The sequence below is a fragment of the Streptomyces sp. NPDC002446 genome (assembly GCF_053595675.1).
Window position 1 is genome coordinate 1 of the sequence record NZ_JBSFYC010000078.1, and the last position, 15,762, is coordinate 15,762.

Annotated in this window: 14 protein-coding genes; 4 read left to right on the top strand and 10 right to left on the bottom strand. The window is 75.0% G+C overall.

The annotated features are described in order from the left end of the window. The 5 genes from ACWD6P_RS31185 to ACWD6P_RS31205 form a co-directional block, all read right to left on the bottom strand. A partial coding sequence (locus ACWD6P_RS31185) for a trypsin-like serine peptidase (protein ID WP_451447525.1) occupies positions 1 to 1,257 on the bottom strand: 1,257 nt, incomplete at its 3' end. A 176-nt stretch (positions 1,258 to 1,433) separates the two neighbouring features. Next, positions 1,434 to 2,495 carry an ABC transporter substrate-binding protein gene (locus ACWD6P_RS31190; RefSeq protein WP_451447526.1) on the bottom strand — a complete coding sequence of 354 codons (1,062 nt, stop codon included), beginning with the start codon at positions 2,493 to 2,495 and terminating at the stop codon, positions 1,434 to 1,436. 75 nt (positions 2,496 to 2,570) lie between these two features. Beyond that, positions 2,571 to 3,371 carry an ABC transporter ATP-binding protein gene (locus ACWD6P_RS31195; RefSeq protein WP_451447551.1) on the bottom strand — a complete coding sequence of 267 codons (801 nt, stop codon included), beginning with the start codon at positions 3,369 to 3,371 and terminating at the stop codon, positions 2,571 to 2,573. A gap of 89 nt (positions 3,372 to 3,460) precedes the next feature. Continuing rightward, complete coding sequence (locus ACWD6P_RS31200; protein WP_451447527.1) at positions 3,461 to 4,609, bottom strand: FecCD family ABC transporter permease; 1,149 nt, start codon at positions 4,607 to 4,609, stop codon at positions 3,461 to 3,463. Next, positions 4,606 to 5,613 carry a FecCD family ABC transporter permease gene (locus ACWD6P_RS31205; RefSeq protein ID WP_451447528.1) on the bottom strand — a complete coding sequence of 336 codons (1,008 nt, stop codon included), beginning with the start codon at positions 5,611 to 5,613 and terminating at the stop codon, positions 4,606 to 4,608. The genes ACWD6P_RS31200 and ACWD6P_RS31205 overlap by 4 nt, the downstream gene beginning before the upstream one ends. Positions 5,614 to 5,716: 103 nt before the next feature. On the opposite strand from ACWD6P_RS31205, the gene ACWD6P_RS31210 reads away from it, so the two are divergent. Beyond that, positions 5,717 to 6,367, top strand: coding sequence for an HAD family hydrolase (locus tag ACWD6P_RS31210; RefSeq protein ID WP_451447529.1), 651 nt, complete (start codon positions 5,717 to 5,719; stop codon positions 6,365 to 6,367). On the opposite strand, the gene ACWD6P_RS31215 is transcribed toward ACWD6P_RS31210, so the two are convergent. Then, positions 6,319 to 6,582 carry a hypothetical protein gene (locus tag ACWD6P_RS31215; protein WP_451447530.1) on the bottom strand — a complete coding sequence of 88 codons (264 nt, stop codon included), beginning with the start codon at positions 6,580 to 6,582 and terminating at the stop codon, positions 6,319 to 6,321. The two genes, ACWD6P_RS31210 and ACWD6P_RS31215, sit on opposite strands and share 49 nt — an antisense overlap. Positions 6,583 to 6,788: 206 nt before the next feature. On the opposite strand from ACWD6P_RS31215, the gene ACWD6P_RS31220 reads away from it, so the two are divergent. Next, positions 6,789 to 7,172 carry a cold-shock protein gene (locus ACWD6P_RS31220; protein WP_033266409.1) on the top strand — a complete coding sequence of 128 codons (384 nt, stop codon included), beginning with the start codon at positions 6,789 to 6,791 and terminating at the stop codon, positions 7,170 to 7,172. A gap of 25 nt (positions 7,173 to 7,197) precedes the next feature. On the opposite strand, the gene ACWD6P_RS31225 is transcribed toward ACWD6P_RS31220, so the two are convergent. The 4 genes from ACWD6P_RS31225 to ACWD6P_RS31240 form a co-directional block, all read right to left on the bottom strand. After that, positions 7,198 to 8,049: a 1,4-dihydroxy-6-naphthoate synthase gene (locus tag ACWD6P_RS31225; protein WP_451447531.1), complete on the bottom strand. Its 852-nt coding sequence runs from the start codon at positions 8,047 to 8,049 to the stop codon at positions 7,198 to 7,200. A 10-nt stretch (positions 8,050 to 8,059) separates the two neighbouring features. Next, positions 8,060 to 8,854: a futalosine hydrolase gene (locus ACWD6P_RS31230; RefSeq protein ID WP_451447552.1), complete on the bottom strand. Its 795-nt coding sequence runs from the start codon at positions 8,852 to 8,854 to the stop codon at positions 8,060 to 8,062. Positions 8,855 to 8,897: 43 nt separating this feature from the next. Beyond that, positions 8,898 to 9,401, bottom strand: coding sequence for a hypothetical protein (locus tag ACWD6P_RS31235; protein WP_451447532.1), 504 nt, complete (start codon positions 9,399 to 9,401; stop codon positions 8,898 to 8,900). A 135-nt stretch (positions 9,402 to 9,536) separates the two neighbouring features. Beyond that, the gene (locus ACWD6P_RS31240) at positions 9,537 to 10,928 is read right to left on the bottom strand and encodes an MFS transporter (RefSeq protein ID WP_451447553.1); all 1,392 of its coding nucleotides are present in this window, start codon (positions 10,926 to 10,928) and stop codon (positions 9,537 to 9,539) included. A 438-nt stretch (positions 10,929 to 11,366) separates the two neighbouring features. Here ACWD6P_RS31240 and ACWD6P_RS31245 point away from each other — a divergent pair, with 438 nt between their 5' ends. Further along, positions 11,367 to 12,272 (top strand): DUF3027 domain-containing protein, encoded by a 906-nt coding sequence (locus ACWD6P_RS31245; protein WP_451447533.1) that lies wholly within the window; start codon positions 11,367 to 11,369, stop codon positions 12,270 to 12,272. Positions 12,273 to 12,428: 156 nt separating this feature from the next. Continuing rightward, complete coding sequence (locus ACWD6P_RS31250) at positions 12,429 to 15,731, top strand: sacsin N-terminal ATP-binding-like domain-containing protein (protein WP_451447534.1); 3,303 nt, start codon at positions 12,429 to 12,431, stop codon at positions 15,729 to 15,731. Positions 15,732 to 15,762 lie beyond the last annotated feature (31 nt).

Genomic DNA, 15,762 nt, shown 5'->3' on the forward strand with positions numbered 1-15,762 from the left:
GTCCACGTCCTTGTAGAGCGTCACCTCGCCGTCCGACCACCGGACGACGAGGTCGCTCGTCCCCGTACCGGTGAAGTCGCCCGCGGTCATGAACGCCGCGTGCCTCCAGGTGGAGTTGGCCCCGGCCAGCCGGATCCCCTTGCCGAACCCGTACTTCCCGTCGCCCGGGTACAGCGTCACCTCGCCGTCGGACCACCCCACGACCAGGTCGCCGGAGCCGCGCGCGGAGGAGCCGCTGTGGAAGCGGCCGGCGGCCATCACCTTGGTGTGCTGCCAGGTCGTGGCGTCGCCCAGGGGACTTGGGGCGTCCGGCTGTGCCCCGGCGACCGCCTGGCGGTAGAGCCGGAAGACATCGTCGTCGAACTGCGAGGCGTAGGAGATGTGGTCGTAGCGCCCGCCGGTCTGGTAGCCGCCGATCACGCCGACGAGATCGCCGCGCTTGCCGTCGAAGTTCTCCAGGAACGGGCCGCCGCTGACGCCCGACCGGAACCCGGCGCACTCGACCTCCAGGAACCGGCCCTGGAAGGCCCTGGTGCGGTTGGTGCACTGCAGCGGCGTCTTCTGGCCGCCGGGGTAGCCGGTGACGGTCACCTCGTCGCGCGCCAGTTCGGAGGCGGGGACGGCGGTGAGCTCGTTGCCGCGGCCGGTCGCGTCCTCCAGCAGCTGCCCCTGCGCGTTGGGGCCGACCCGCACGAGAGCGAAGTCCACGTCGTCGTCGGGCTTCGACTGCAGATAGCGCCCGTCGATCCAGACCTTCCCCGGCTCCATCGGGAACATCCCGTACGGGGTCTCCCCGGGCTGGCCCGGCTTGGTCGCGCCGGCCCGGTAGCCGGGCACGAAGGCGACGTTGCGGTACGGCTTGTCGCCCTTGAGGCAGTGCGCCGCCGTGATGACCAGGCTCTTGGTGGGGGAGGCCACCGAGCCGGCGGTGCAGAACTGGTCGGCGGTCGCCGCTCCGTCGCCGGTGCGGATGAGGAAGACGCCGACGGTGGCGACGCCCTCGTCCACCGGGGCGCTCGGCGCCCGCAGCGAGCGCTTGTCGCGTCCGCCGGGGGCGGCCGGTGCGCCGCCGTCCCCGTCCACGGGGACGGCGGCCCGGATCCGCTCCGGGGTCCAGTAGCGCTCCGTCTCCCGGGCCCGCCGGATGTCGTCGTCGCTCACGCCCTTGGACGGCTTCGCCGGCGGCGAGGGGTCGGCGGGAGCGGCGGGCGCCGCCGTCGCGGTCGTGCCGCAGGCGAGCGTGGCGCAGAACGCCACCGCGAGAGCACGGGTCCAGGCCGCGCGTCTCGTCGAACATATGTGTTTACGTCTCATCAAGTCCTTGATCTCATCATGAAGGATCCTGACGTCCGCACCGGGGTGGCGTGTGGGGCGAAGCGCGGGGTCGGCGGACGGTCGGTGAAGTGCCGCCCGCCGCCCCGGTGTTCAGGCCCTCACTTCTTCGCCAGGCGCTGCTGCACCTCGTCCAGGATCTTGTCGGCCGCCGTGTAGCCGATGCCCTGGATCCAGAGCTGGTCGTCGACGCGGAAGGACCGGCCGCCGGTGACGGCGCGCAGGTGCTTCCACAGTCCGCCGGTGGTGACCTGGGCCTCCTTGGACTTCTCCGGCGTCCCGTAGGAGGCGTAGAAGACGGCGTCGGCGTCGGCCTTGTTGATCTGCTCGGGGCTGACCTCGACCATCAGGCCGTCCTTGGCGCCGTCGACGACGTCGGTGGGGCCGGTGCCGATGTCGGCCAGGACGGTGCCGATGTAGCTCTGGCAGCCGTAGATGCGGGTGTCGGCGCCCTCGACGAAACGGACGATGTTGGTGCGGAGCTTCGCGGCCCGGGCCGGACCGCCGAGCGCCTTGGTGACGCGCTGGGCGTGCGCCTCGTACGCCGAGACCGTGCGCTTCGCCTCGGGGATCTTGCCGAGCGCGTCGGCGTGCGTGGCGAAGTTCTGCTTCCAGGGGTAGCCGGTCGTCTCGGTCATCACGGTCGGCGCGATCTTCGTCAGCTGGTCGTAGCGCTGGCCGTCGCGGACCTTGCTGGTCAGGATCAGATCGGGCTTGAGGGCGGCGACCGCCTCCAGGTTCGGGGCGCCGATCTTGCCGACGTCCTTGATGCCGGCGACCTGTTCCCTGGTGAGGTAGTCGAGGAAGCCGGAGGCCACGTCGGAGCGGGTGGCGCCGACCGGCTTGACGCCCAGGGTGATCGCGGAGTCCAGCTCGGCGGTGTCCAGGACGACCACCCGCTTCGGGGCGCTCGGCACCTCCACCTCGCCCATGGCCGTCTTCACCCGATGGGTGCCGCCGCCGGTCGCGGGCGCGGCCCAGGCCGTGGCCGGCTGCCGGGGGCAGTCGGCGGCCTTGAAGGAGCCCGGGGAGTGGGAGGAGGCGTCGTCGCCGGAGGCGCAGCCGCTCAGCGCGAGGCAGGCCGCGAGCGCGCCGGCGGCGGCCAGGACGGTGGTGGGGGAGAGGGCGGCGGCGCGGCGGGCGGCGGCGGTGGAGCGGAACATGACATGTCCTTTCGGCGGGGAGGGAGGACAGGGAGGGGAGGGGGGTGACGTGCGGGGGCGGGCGCCGGCGGGCCGCTACTCCTGGCGGGACGCCTGCCAGGGGCGGCCGGGGACGACCAGCGGGGAGCCGGTCACCGGATCCGGGACGACCACCGACTCCAGGCCGAAGACCTCGCGGACCAGCTGGGCGGTGACGACCTCGCCGGGGCGGCCCTGCGCGACGATCCGGCCGCCCTTCATCGCCACCAGGTGGTCGGCGTAGCGGGCGGCCTGGTTGAGGTCGTGGAGGACGGCGACGACGGTGCGGCCGCGGTCGTGGTTCAGCTGCCGCACCAGGTCGAGCACCTCGACCTGGTGGGCGATGTCCAGGTAGGTGGTCGGCTCGTCGAGCAGCAGCAGGTCGGTCTCCTGGGCCAGGGCCATGGCGATCCAGACGCGTTGACGCTGGCCACCGGAGAGCTCGTCCACCGCGCGGTCGGCCAGCTGCGCCACGTCCGTACGCGCCATGGCCTCGCCCACCGCCCGCTCGTCGTCCGCCGACCACTGCTGCCACCAGCGCTGATGCGGCTGCCGGCCGCGGGCGACCAGATCGGCGACGGTGATCGCCTCGGGCGCGACGGGGGTCTGCGGCAGCAGCCCGAGAGCCTGGGCGATCTTCCTGGTGGGGATGCGGGCGAGGTCCTGGCCGTCCAGGAGGACGGCACCGCTGCGGGGCCTCAGCAGCCGTCCCAGGGCGCGCAGCAGCGTCGACTTGCCGCAGGCGTTGGGGCCCACGACGACGGTGACCGCGCCGGGCGGCACGTCCAGGTCCAGGCCGTCGACGACGGTGCGGTCCTCGTAGGCGAGCGTCAGCGAGCGGGCCGCCAGCCGGCTCACGGCCCCCGCCTCGCCACCGCCGGCGCCGGCCCGGGGCCGCTCGCCGGTCGCCACGCCCTCGCCGCTCCCGCCCGTCTGCCCGGTCCCGTTCACGCTGTTCCTCCTGCCGCGGCACGGCCACGGGCACGGTGGCCCCTGACGATCAGCCAGATCAGATACGGGGCGCCGACGGCGGCGGTCAGCACACCCACCGGCAGCTCCGTCGGCGCGAAGACCTTGCGGGCGAGCAGATCGCCCAGGACGACGATGACGGCACCCAGCAGGGCCGAGCACAGCAGCGGGATCTGGGCGCTGCGCGCCAGGCGGCGGGCGGTCTGGGGGGCCAGCAGCGCCACGAAGTCCACCGGGCCCGCCGCGCCGGTCGCCAGCGACGCCAGGACCACGCCGAGGGCGACCAGGCCGAGCCGGGTGCGGCCCAGCCGGACGCCCAGCGCGGTCGCGGTGTCGTCGTCCAGCGCGACGGTCCGCTGGGCCCGCGCCGCCCACAGCACGCCCGGCAGCAGCACCAGCAGCGCCCAGCCCAGCGGCGCCGCCTCCGCCCAGCCGCGCCCGTTGAGCGAACCGGTCATCCACACCTGGGCCTGCTGGGCGACCAGGTAGTCGCCCTTGGTCAGGAAGAGGTGGGTGACGGAGCGGAGCGCGATCGCGCAGCCGATGCCGATCAGGACGAAGCGGGTGGCGTGCAGGCCGCCGCGCCAGGCGAAGACGTAGACCAGCGCGGCGGCCAGGACACCGCCGGCGACGGACAGGTACGGCAGCACGGCGTAGGAGGTGATGCCGAAGGTCATCGCGCCGACCGTCAGCGCGCTCGCGCCCTGGCTGATGCCGATGATGTCGGGGCTGGCGAGCGGATTGCGGGCCACCGTCTGGATCAGCGCGCCGGCGATGCCGAAGGCCGCGCCGACCATCACGCCGACGGCCGTCCGCGGCAGCCGCAGGGTGCCGACGACCACCTCATGGGCGGACGGCCTGCCCAGCAGGACGTCGAGGACCTGGGCCGGGGCGACGAAGCTCTCGCCGACGCACAGGGAGGCCCCGCACACCAGCGCCAGCACGACGGCCAGCGCGGCCGCCGCCACCGCCGCCCGGCGGTGCAGCAGGAACGACCCGCGCCCGGCCCGCACCAGCGCGAACCCGGCGGGGCGCAGCGGGGCGGTGCGGGTGGCGGTGGCCGCGGCCGTGGTGCCGTTCGCGGTGCCCGGCAGCGGCGTCCGCGCGGAGTTGTCCGGACCGGTCATGCCGCCACCACCGCCCTGCGTCGTACGAGCGTCACCAGGAACGGCACCCCGATCAGCGCGGTCATCACACCCGCCGGGACCTCCGACGGCGGGAAGAGGATCCGGCCGAGGGTGTCGGAGACCAGCACGATCACCGGGCCGAGCAGCGCCGCCATCGGCAGCACCCAGCGGTGCGCGCCGCCCACGATCGCGCGGGCCAGGTGCGGGACGGCCAGGCCCACGAAGGCGATCGGGCCGGCCGCCGCCACGCCCGCCCCGGTCAGCACCGTCGCGCCCAGCCCGCCCACGATCCGCACGGTGGCGATCTTCTGGCCCAGGCCCCGGGCGACGTCCTCGCCGAGCGCCAGCGCGTCCAGACCGCGCGCGACGGACAGCACGAGCACCGCGCCCGCCAGCAGGAACGGCCAGATCCGGGCGGCCACCTCGGCGTCCCGGCCGGAGAGCGAGCCGACCTGCCAGAACCGGAACTCGTCCAGGGCGGCGGCCCTGGTCGTCAGGACCGCCATCGTCACCGACACCAGCAGGGCGTTGACGGCGGCACCGGACAGCGCGAGCTTGACCGGGGTGGCGCCGCCGCGGCCGCGGGCGGCGATGGCGTAGACGACGACGGCGGCGATCCCGGCGCCGGCGAAGGCGAACCAGATGTAGCCGGTCAGGGTGTGGACCCCGGCGAAGGCGAGGGCGATCACCACGGCGGCCGAGGCGCCCTGGCTGATGCCGAGGATGCCGGGGTCGGCGATCGGATTGCGGGTGATGCCCTGCATGACCGTCCCGGCCATCGCCAGCGCCGCACCGACCATCAGGCCGATGAGCGTGCGCGGCAGCCGCAGATAGCGCACCACCTGCGCGGCATCGCCGTCCCCGCCGTGGACGAGGGCGCCCAGCACCTCGGACGGGGCGAACGGGCGGCTGCCGACGGCCAGCGAGCAGAACACCGCGAGCAGCAGGGCGAGCAGCGGCACCGCCGTGAGGCCGAGGCGGCGGCCGTGCGTGCGGGGCTTCATAGGTTCGTCACTCTTCGCGGATGGATGGCCGAAGTTAGGTAAGGCAGGGCTAAGCGTACGGCCTGGCCGCCCGCCGTTCGCCGTCGCCTGCACAATGGCAGGCATGGCTGCGTACCCCCTGACGGTCGGCTTCGACCTCGATATGACGCTGATCGATTCCCGCCCCGGCATCAAGGCCGCCTACGAGGAGCTGTCCGCCAGGACCGGCACCTTCGTCGACGCCGAGGCCGCGGTGACCCGGCTGGGGCCGCCGCTGGAGCAGGAGATCCGCCGCTGGTTCCCCCAGGAGCGGGTCGCGGAGGTCAGCGACCTCTACCGCGCGCTGTACCCCGAGTACGCGATCGTGCCGACCCCGGCCATGCGGGGCGCCCGCGAGGCCGTCGCCGCCGTGCGGGCGCGCGGCGGGCGCGCGATCGTGGTGACCGCCAAGTACGAGCCGAACGCCAAGCTGCACCTGGCGCACCTGGGCCTCGCACCGGACGCCGTCATCGGTTCGCTGTGGGCGGAGGCCAAGGCCGACGCGCTGCGCGAGCACGGCGCGCAGATCTACGTCGGCGACCACACCGGCGACGTCCGGGGCGCACACACCGCGGGCGCGCTGTCCGTCGCCGTGGCCACCGGGCCCTGCGACGAGAGCGAGCTGCGGGCCGCCGGCGCCGACGTACTGCTCGGCGACCTCGCGGACTTCCCCGAGTGGCTGGAGCGCTACCTTGCGGAGGACGGCGCGGGCGCCTCGGCGGCCGCCCCCGCCTGACGGCGCTGCGCGGCGGCGGAGCGGACCACTCCGGCCCCGGCCACCAGGAAACCGAGGCCCATCAGCATGCACATCCAGTAGAACGCGGACGGCAGCGGACGGGTCCCGAGGAACAGCGGCGCCACCGTGGCGAGAGTGGCCACTGCGCCAACTAGGAACATGATCGCGCCGATTCGGACCAGCAGATCCCCGGCCTGGGGAGTTTCGTCAGACACCTGACCAGGGTAAGTCGGGGCCAGAAGCACCGCGGATCCACCCGGCGGCGTCTTGTCACCGGCCTTGGGACCATTAGCCTTGGGTGCGGCGGGTCCTGCGGCCCGCTGTACTGCTCTCCAGACCGTTTCTTCCGCAGCTCCGCGGCAGACCCGGAGCCCAGTTTCCCCACCCAGTTTCCCCAACGAGTACGAGGACGAGGACAGACGTGCCTACCGGCAAGGTCAAGTGGTTCAACAGTGAGAAGGGCTTCGGCTTTCTCTCCCGCGATGACGGCGGTGACGTCTTCGTGCACTCGTCGGTGCTGCCCGACGGCGTGGCCGCACTCAAGCCTGGCCAGCGCGTCGAATTCGGCGTGGTCGCGGGCCAGCGCGGCGACCAGGCGCTGACCGTGACGCTCCTCGACCCCGCACCCTCGGTAGCCGCGGCCCAGCGCCGCAAGCCCGACGAACTCGCCTCGATCGTCCAGGACCTCACCACGCTCCTGGAGAACGTCACCCAGCAGCTGGAGCGCGGCCGTTACCCCGACAAGGCACACGGCGCGAAGATCGCCGGGATGCTGCGCGCGGTCGCCGACCAGCTGGACGTCTGACGCCCCGCCCGCACCGGACACCGGTTCACACGAAATCCAGCGCATCGCGGCCGAGGGGCGGAACCAGCCCCTCGGCCGCGGCGCGGGTGAGCAGCCCGCGCACCGCGGCGTAGCCGTCCTCGCCGAGGCCGGCGGTGAACTCGTTGACATACAGCCCGATGTGCTGGTCGGCCACCTTCGGATCCATCTCCTGGGCGTGCTCCAGGACATACGGACGGGACGCCTCCGGGTCGTCCCAGGCCATCAGGACCGAGGTCCGCACGGCGGCCGCGAGGTCACGCAGCGTCCGCTCGCCCAGCGACCGCTTGGCGATGATCGCGCCCAGCGGGATCGGCAGACCGGTGGTCTGCTCCCAGTGCTCGCCCATGTCGGCCAGGCGGACCAGACCGTAGTTGCGGTACGTGAAGCGCGCCTCGTGGATGACCAGGCCCGCATCGACCCTGCCGTCGCGCACCGCCGGCATGATCTCGTGGAACGGCAGCACCACGATCTCCCCGACGCCGCCCGGCACCTCGGCCGCCGCCCACAGCCGGAACAGCAGATACGCGGTGGACCGCTCACTGGGCACCGCGACCGTCCGGCCCGCCAGATCCGCCGCCGAGCCCCCCTCACGGGTCAGCACCAGCGGCCCGCAGCCGCGCCCCAGTGCCCCGCCGCACGGCAGCAGCGCATACTCCTCGAGCACCCACGGCAGCACCGCGTAGGACACCTTCAGCACATCGAACTCACCGCGCTCGGCCATGCCGTTGGTGAGGTCGATGTCGGCGAAGGTGACCGCGAGCTCCGGGGCTCCCGGGACGCGTCCGTGCGCCAGCGCGTCGAAGACGAAGGTGTCGTTCGGGCACGGCGAGTAGGCGATGTCCAGCGGCCGGGTCACGGGGTCCTCCTCATCGGTGGAGCGGTTCCCCGGCCGGCCCGCCGGCGGCGGCCAGGGCTGCGGGGAGCGTACGGAAGGCGCCGGTCAGCGCGGCGAGCGCGTCGCCGATGCGCCAGGCGGCGCGGTCGCGGGGGCCGACGGCGTTGGAGACCGTACGGATCTCCAGTACGGGCACGCCGTGCGCGGCGGCGGCCTCGGCGACCCCGAAGCCCTCCATCGCCTCGGCCAGCACACCCGGGTGACGCTGTGCCAGCTCGGCGGCGCGCGCCGCGCTGCCGGTGACCGTGGAGACGGTGACGACGGTGCCCACGGCCCCGCCGCACGCCGCCGCGACGGCCTCGACCAGCGCCGCATCGGGGCGGTGGGCGACGGTCCCGAAGCCGAGTTCGGTGACCGGGGCGAACCCGTCGGGAGTCTGGGCACCCAGGTCGGCCGCGACGATCGCCCCGGCCACCACCACCGAACCCAGGGGGGCGCCGGAAGGCGGTTCCCCCGGCCGGGCCGGGCCGACGCCGGGCGGGAAGCCGCCGCCGATACCCGCCGAGACCACCAGGTCGTACGGCGCGCCGGCGAGCGCGGCGGCGGTCAGCGCGGTGGCCGTGCCGGCGGCCGCGGCGGCCGGGCCGACACCGGCGGCCAGCACCTCGCACGCCACCGCCCGCCCGCGCACACACCGCAGCCCGGCACCGCCGGGCAGCGGACGGGGCGCGGCAGCGCCGAAGCCCTCCGCGCCGTCGCAGCCGTCGAACGCGGCGCACACCGCATCGCGCTCGGCGGCCACCGCCGTGACGACCAGGACCCGCATCACGAGGCCCGCACCGGCCGCGGACGCCGCCCGCTCAGCGCGCTCAGTCCTTCTGCTTCAGCGTGAAGTGCCACATCGTCTTGGGGCCCTCGCCCTCGCCGATCTCCGCGACCTGGAGGGTGACGTCCTTGCTGTACGACGTCTGGCCGGTCTGCGGGTTCTGCTGCATGAAGAGGGTGTCCGCGTCGAAGCTGCGGTACGTCTGCTTGCTGGGCTCCCGCATGACGGGGCCCGCGCCGATGACGATCCACCCGGACTTCGCGACCGACGGGTCGACGCCGACGCGCACCTTCTCACCAGGGTGGACGGTCAGGGTCTTGCCGCCCTTCTTGGTGATGCAGGCGGCGATGGCCTTCCGGGACAGGTCCTTGCCCTCACCGTCGCAGCCGGGGGTGGCCTCGGCGGTCACCGTCGACGAACCGACGGTCACGGTCGCGAGCGCGGTCGGCTTCTCGCAGGCGGAGAGGGTGACAAGACCCAGGGACACGGCACCGATGGCGGCAGCGGCGCGGCGGCCCTTGCCCCAGGAGATGAACGCAGCGGTCATACGGGCAGGCTATCTGGCGCCCCAGCTCACGCCACGCGCGGGTGCGGCGTGCCGCGCAGCCGGTCCGCAGCCGGTCGCCGGCCCGCCCGCCCGCCGCACCCTCCCGCCCGCCGCGGCACCGGCCCGCCGCGCCGCTCACACCACCCGCGCCGCCGGCGTGCCGCCCCGCCGGGCCGCACCCAGCAGCCCCCGCACGGCCAGCGCCACACCCAGCGCCACCAGCCCCGCCGCCACCGCCATCCCCAGCACACCGACCAGCGGCAGCGAGATCCCGACCGCCCCGCCCACCACCCACGACAACTGCAGCGCCGTCTCCGACCGGGCGAAAGCCGAGGTCCGCACCTCCTCCGGCACATCACGCTGGATCATCGCGTCCAGCGACAGCTTCCCCAGCGCCTGGCACAGCCCCGCGCAGGCCGCCGCCACGGTCACCACCACCACCGCCGCCACCGCGTAACACACCGCGGCCAGCACCATCGCGGCCAGCGCGAGCCCCAGCACCCCCGCGACGATCTGCTCCGGACCACGGGCCTTCAGCCACGCCCCGACCGCCGTCCCCAGCGCATTGCCCACCCCGGCCGCCACCGCCACCAGCCCGAGCGAGGCGGCAGGACCCAGCCCGCCCAGCGGATGCTCGCGCAGCAGAAACGCCAGGAAGAACGTCAGGAAACCGGAGAGCGCCCGCAGCGCCGCATTCGCCTGCAGACCGTGCAGCACGGACGGGCCCACCGTCCGCAGCCCCGGCTTCGCCGCCCCGCCGCCAGGCGGCCCCGCCGCCTCCCGCGACGCCAGCCGGGCCCGGGCCTCGCCCTTGCCCGAGTCGACCTTGTGCGGCAGCGAGAACGACAGGGCCGTACCGGCCGCAAACACCCCGAACGCCCCGTACAGCGGCCACGCGGGCCCGATCAGATGCAGCCCGGCCCCGGCCGGCGCCGCCACCCCCGTGGCCAGCAACCCCGCCAGGGTCACCCGGGAATTGGCCTTGACCAGCGAGATCCGCGGCGGCAGCAGCCGCGGCACCACCGCACTGCGCACCACCCCGTACGCCTTCGACGCCACCAGCACCCCCAGCGCCGCCGGATACAGCTCCAGCCCGCCACTCGCCACCGCACCCGACATCGTCACCGCCAGCAGCGCCCGCGCCAGCATCGAGCCCGCCATCGCCGCCCGCCGGCCGTGCGGCACCCGGTCCAGCAGCGGCCCGACCACCGGCGCGAGCAACGCGAACGGCGCCATCGTGACCGCCAGGTACAGCGCCACCCGGCCCCGCGCCTCATCCGTCGGCACCGAGAAGAACACCGTCGAGGCCAGCGCCACCGTGATCAGCATGTCGCCGGCCGAGTTCACCGCATGCAGCTCGATCAGCTTGCCCAGACCCGACTCGCCCGCGCCGTGCGCATGCGTCGCCCGCCGCACCCCGCGTGCCGCGCCGGTCAGCGGCCGGCGCAGCGCACGGCCGACCGCCCGGCCCGCCCGCCGGACCCGGCCGTCCCCGAACCCGCCCCCAGGCGGCCTGCGCGACGACACTCTCGACGACCTGCCCGATGCCTTCGCCACCTTCGACACCCTCGACGCCCTAGGCCTGCAGCCACCCGGCCATAGTGCCCCAACTCGCCCAGCGGAGGGCGTTTTCTCCGCACTGCCGCGCGAGGCGCACCGGCTCGCCCACGCCGCCGGGGACATTTGCGCTCCCGCCGAGGAGTCGTACACCGTTGAAGGGGTAGCGTGTCTAGCGCGCCACCGGCGGTCGGATTACGGCCGCGTGTCTCATTGCCCTCCGCGATCCCGCAGAATGGGTCCTATGAGGTGCGCTCGACCGAACCGATCGGGCGCGGACGTCGACGCGGTCCCCAGGTCCGCTCCGCCCGCCCCGCCCGCCGGTCGTCCGGACAGGACAAGGACAGCTCCGGCTGGCGCACTCGTGAGACGGCGTGGAAGAGAGAATCGATTCTTGTGAGTGCTGCGATGCGAAGCCGTACCCCTGACCGCCTGTGCGCCGCGGCGGTCGACCTTGCCCGTGCGGCGGCCGAGGAAGTCGCCCTCCCCGGCATGGTCGGCGAGCACCTCGACGCCGTCGCCGACGGCGACCGCGTCGTCACCCACCTCTTCGCCGCCGACGAGCCCGGCTACCGCGGCTGGCGCTGGGCCGTGACCGTCGCCAGGGCCTCCCGCGCCAAGATCGTCACCCTCGACGAAGCGGTACTGCTGCCCGGCCCCGACGCGCTGCTGGCACCCGAGTGGGTGCCCTGGAGCGAACGGCTGCGCCCCGGCGACATGGGCCCCGGCGACCTGCTGCCCACCGAGGCCGAGGACCTGCGCCTGGAGCCCGGCTTCTCCGGCGAGGACACCCCGCCGCCGAACTCCGCCGTCGCCGAGGGCAGGGCCGCCGAGGTCGCCGACACCGAGGACGCGGACGTCCTGCCGGGCTCCCCGGCGATCCAGCCCGCGCCCACCCGCGGCGGCATCGCGGACCTCGCCGAGGAACTCGGCATGCGCCGCGCCCGGGTCCTGTCCCGCTACGGCCTGCACGCCGCCGCCGACCGCTGGGAAGAGGCCTACGGCGCCAAGACCCCCATGGCCCAGGCAGCCCCCGCCACCTGTCTGACCTGCGGCTTCCTCACCCCGCTCACCGGCTCCCTGCGCCAGGCCTTCGGCGTCTGCGCCAACGAGTTCGCCCCGGCGGACGGCCGGGTGGTCTCCCTCTCCTACGGATGCGGAGCCCACTCCGAAGCCGCCGTCATGCCCAAGCCGCCACGGCCGGCCGCGCCCGTGGTGGACGAGACCATCGTCGAACCGCTGTCGCTGCGCCCCGAGCGCGACGGCGGGTCCGTGGAGGACACCGGGCCCGCGGAGGAGCTCGGCCACAGCTGAGGCGGCCCCCGCCGCCCGCGAGCAGACAACCGGCACGAGCCCGGCCGCGCCACGGCGCGCGGCCGGGCTCCTCGCCGTCTTCACCAGGCGCGGCGCCCCGCCCGGCGACATGGGGCGATACCGTCGGTGCACCGACAAGCGAGGGAGACGAGAGACGTGACCGCAACGTCGTGGGTGCGAGGCGCAGCCGGGGACCCGTTCGGGACCGCGCGACTGCGGCGCGGCGTCCTGGACGCCTGGGCCGCGTCACCGGCCCGCTTCCGGGAGGACGCCAACGCGGAGGAGGACCTCGCGCTCGGCGGCTACCGCGACCGGCTCGCCGTGGAACTGGCCCAGAACGCGGCGGACGCGGCGGCCCGCGCCGGCGTCCCCGGGCGGCTGCGGCTGACCCTGCACGCGCCCGACGGCGGCGCCCCCGCCGTCCTCGTCGCCTCCAACACCGGCGCCCCCCTGGACGCCACCGGCGTCGAGTCGCTGTCCACCCTGCGCGCCTCCGCCAAGCGCGAGCCCAGCGTGGCGGCCGGCGCCGTCGGCCGCTTCGGCGTCGGCTTCGCCGCCGTACTGTCCGTCAGCGACGAACCGGCGCTGGTGGGCCGCACCGGCGGAGTGCGCTGGTCGCTCGCCGAGGCCCGCGCACTGACCCAGGACGTGGCGGCGCACAGCCCCGGCCTCGGCGGCGAGCTGCGCCGCCGCGACGGGCACGTACCGCTGCTGCGGCTGCCGCTGCCCGCCGAGGGCACCGCACCCGACGGCTATGACACCGCCGTCGTGCTGCCGCTGCGCGACGTCGCCGCCCAGGACCTCGCCGAACGGCTGCTGGACGGCATCGACGCGGCGCTTCTCCTGACACTGCCCGGGCTGTGCGAAGTCGTCGTCGAGACCCCGGAGGGCGTCCGCGAACTGAGGCGACGTCAGGACGGCCCGTACGTCGTCATCGAGGACAGCGAACGGGGCGCCACCCGGTGGCGGGTGGCCACCGACGGCGGGCCGCTGGACCCCGCCCTGCTCGCGGACCGGCCCGTCGAAGAACGGCTGCGGCCCGCCTGGACGGTGACCTGGGCGGTTCCCGTGGACGCCGAGGGCGCACCGGCACAGCCCGGCACCGCACCCGTGGTGCACGCACCGACACCGACGGACGAGCCGCTGGGACTGCCCGCACTGCTGATCGCCTCGTTCCCGCTGGAGCCGACCCGGCGCCACGTCGCCCCCGGCCCACTGGCGGACTTCCTGGTGGAACGGGCCGCCGCCGCCTACGCGGCGCTGCTCGGCGACTGGCAGCCGGTGTCCGTCGGCACCCTCGACCTGGTGCCCGGCCCGCTGGCCAAGGGCGGCCTGGACGGCGAGCTGCGCCGGCAGGTACTCGCCCTGCTGCCGCGGGTGCGGTTCCTGCCCAGCGCGGGCGCGCCCGGCGCGGCAGAGCCCGCCGCACCCGAGCCCGCCCCGGCGGAGGGCACCTGGGACCTGGACGCGGGCGCCGACGAGGAGCGGTACGTCCTGCGGCCCGTGGACGCCGAGATTGTCGAGGGCGCGGGCACCGCAACGGTCGGCGTCCTGGCCGAACTGTTCCCCAGCCTCCTGCCGGCCGGCCTCGAACGCCGCCCGCAGCTGCGGGCCCTGGGCGTGGCCCGGGTGCCGCTCGGCGAGATGGTCGACCGCCTGGCGGGCGTCGAGCGGGCACCCGACTGGTGGTGGCGGCTCTACGACGCACTGGCCGGCACCGACCCGGACCGGCTCAGCGGACTGCCGGTGCCGCTCGCCGGCACGGACGGCCAGGGCCCCGGCGGGACACCGGGCAGCGCACGGACCACGATCGGCCCGCGCCAGGTGCTGCTGCCGCTGCCCGGCGGCGGCCCGGGCGGCGACGGCGAGGCCGCCGCCCGCCACCGCACGCTCGCCCGGCTCGGCCTGAAGGTCGCCCACCCCGACGCGGTGCACCCGCTGCTGGAGAAGCTCGGCGCCACCCCGGCCGCGCCCCGCGCCGTACTGACCACCCCCCAGGTGCGGGCGGCCGTGGAGAACTCGCTGGACGCGGACGAGGACGCCTACGACGTCTTCGCGGACGGCTTCGACGACGGCGGGCCGGGCGCTCCCCTGGGCGCCGAAGAGCTGGCGGAGACGGTCCTCGGGCTGGTCCGCGACGCCAACCTGTCACCCGGCGACGAGCCCTGGCTCGGCGCCCTCGCCCTCCCCGACGAGGACGGCGAGCTCGCGCCGGCCGGGGAGCTGGTCTACCCGGGAAGCGCCTTCGAGCGGGTCATCCGGGAGGGTGAACTCGCCGCATGCGACGCCGAGTTGGCCACGCGATGGGGCGAGCAGCCGCTGACCGCCGTGGGCGTCATGGCCGCCTTCGCGCTGGTCCGCGCCACCGACGTCGTCCTCGACCCGGACGAAATGGAGCCACGGGACGGCGACTTCGCCGAACCGGACGACATCGGCCTGCTGGACGCCGTCGACGTCTGGTGCGAGGACATCCTCGACGCGCTCCCCGAGACCCCCCTCCCGCCGGTCGTCACCGAACTGGTCGCCGTCCGCGACCTCGACCTGGTCGACGACGACGCCTGGCCCCAGGTCCTGGCCATGCTCTCCCAGCCGCCGCTGCGCGACGCGCTCACCGCCCCGGTACGCGTCCTCCTCCCCGACGGCACCACCGAATCCGTACGCCCCTACACCGCCTGGTGGCTGCGCGGCCACCCCGTACTGGACGGCCGCCGCCCGGCCGGCCTGCGCTCGGCCGGCGGCGACCCGCTGCTGGCCGGCCTCTACGAGTCCGCGGACGCCGGCGACGTCGACGGCCAGGTACTGCGCGCCCTCGGCGTACGCACCTCCGTCGCCGCCCTCCTCGACGAACCGGGCGGCGCCGCCGAACTCCTCGCCCGCCTCGCCGACCCGGACCTGACCGTCACCACCGCCCAACTCCACTCCCTCTATGGCCTGCTGGCCGACCTCGACCCCGACCAGGTGACCCTCCCCGACGCCCTGCGCACCGTCGTCGACCAGCAGGTCCGGATCGTGGACGCGGCCGACGCCGTCGTCGCCGACGCCCCCGACCTGATGCCCCTGGCGAGGGGGCTCGCCCTGCTCCCGGTACGCCCGGCACGCGCCGCGGAACTGGCCGAGCTGTTCCAGGTACGGCGGCTGAGCGAGGCCGTCAGCGCCGAGGTGCACTCCGAAGGCGTACGCCACGAGGTCCCCGAGGCCGTGCGGGCACTCCTCGGCCCCGCCACCCCCGGCTCCTACCTGGAACACGAGGAGCTGATCGTCGGCGACGGCCCGGACGCCACCGCCGAACTCGACTGGCGCTGGACCCCCGACCGCACCCTGCACGCCGCAACCCTGGAGGGCGTCGCCGCCGGCCTGTCCTGGGCCACGGCCCAATGGCCCCGCCGCTTCGAGGTCGCCGCCCTCCTGGAGGACCCGGACCGGGTGGAGGAACTGGGGCGGGCACGCTGGTTCGACTGACCGCGGCCGCCCGCCGCCGACCGCCCGCGCT

Bases quoted from the DNA above. Each gene is read 5' to 3' on its own strand.
- ACWD6P_RS31205 (WP_451447528.1), bottom strand. From the start codon at position 5,613: ATGAAGCCCCGCACGCACGGCCGCCGCCTCGGCCTCACGGCGGTGCCG.
- ACWD6P_RS31235 (WP_451447532.1), bottom strand. From the start codon at position 9,401: ATGACCGCTGCGTTCATCTCCTGGGGCAAGGGCCGCCGCGCCGCTGCC.
- ACWD6P_RS31245 (WP_451447533.1), top strand. From the start codon at position 11,367: ATGCGAAGCCGTACCCCTGACCGCCTGTGCGCCGCGGCGGTCGACCTT.
- ACWD6P_RS31200 (WP_451447527.1), bottom strand. From the start codon at position 4,609: ATGACCGGTCCGGACAACTCCGCGCGGACGCCGCTGCCGGGCACCGCG.
- ACWD6P_RS31230 (WP_451447552.1), bottom strand. From the start codon at position 8,854: ATGCGGGTCCTGGTCGTCACGGCGGTGGCCGCCGAGCGCGATGCGGTG.
- ACWD6P_RS31190 (WP_451447526.1), bottom strand. From the start codon at position 2,495: ATGTTCCGCTCCACCGCCGCCGCCCGCCGCGCCGCCGCCCTCTCCCCC.
- ACWD6P_RS31210 (WP_451447529.1), top strand. From the start codon at position 5,717: ATGGCTGCGTACCCCCTGACGGTCGGCTTCGACCTCGATATGACGCTG.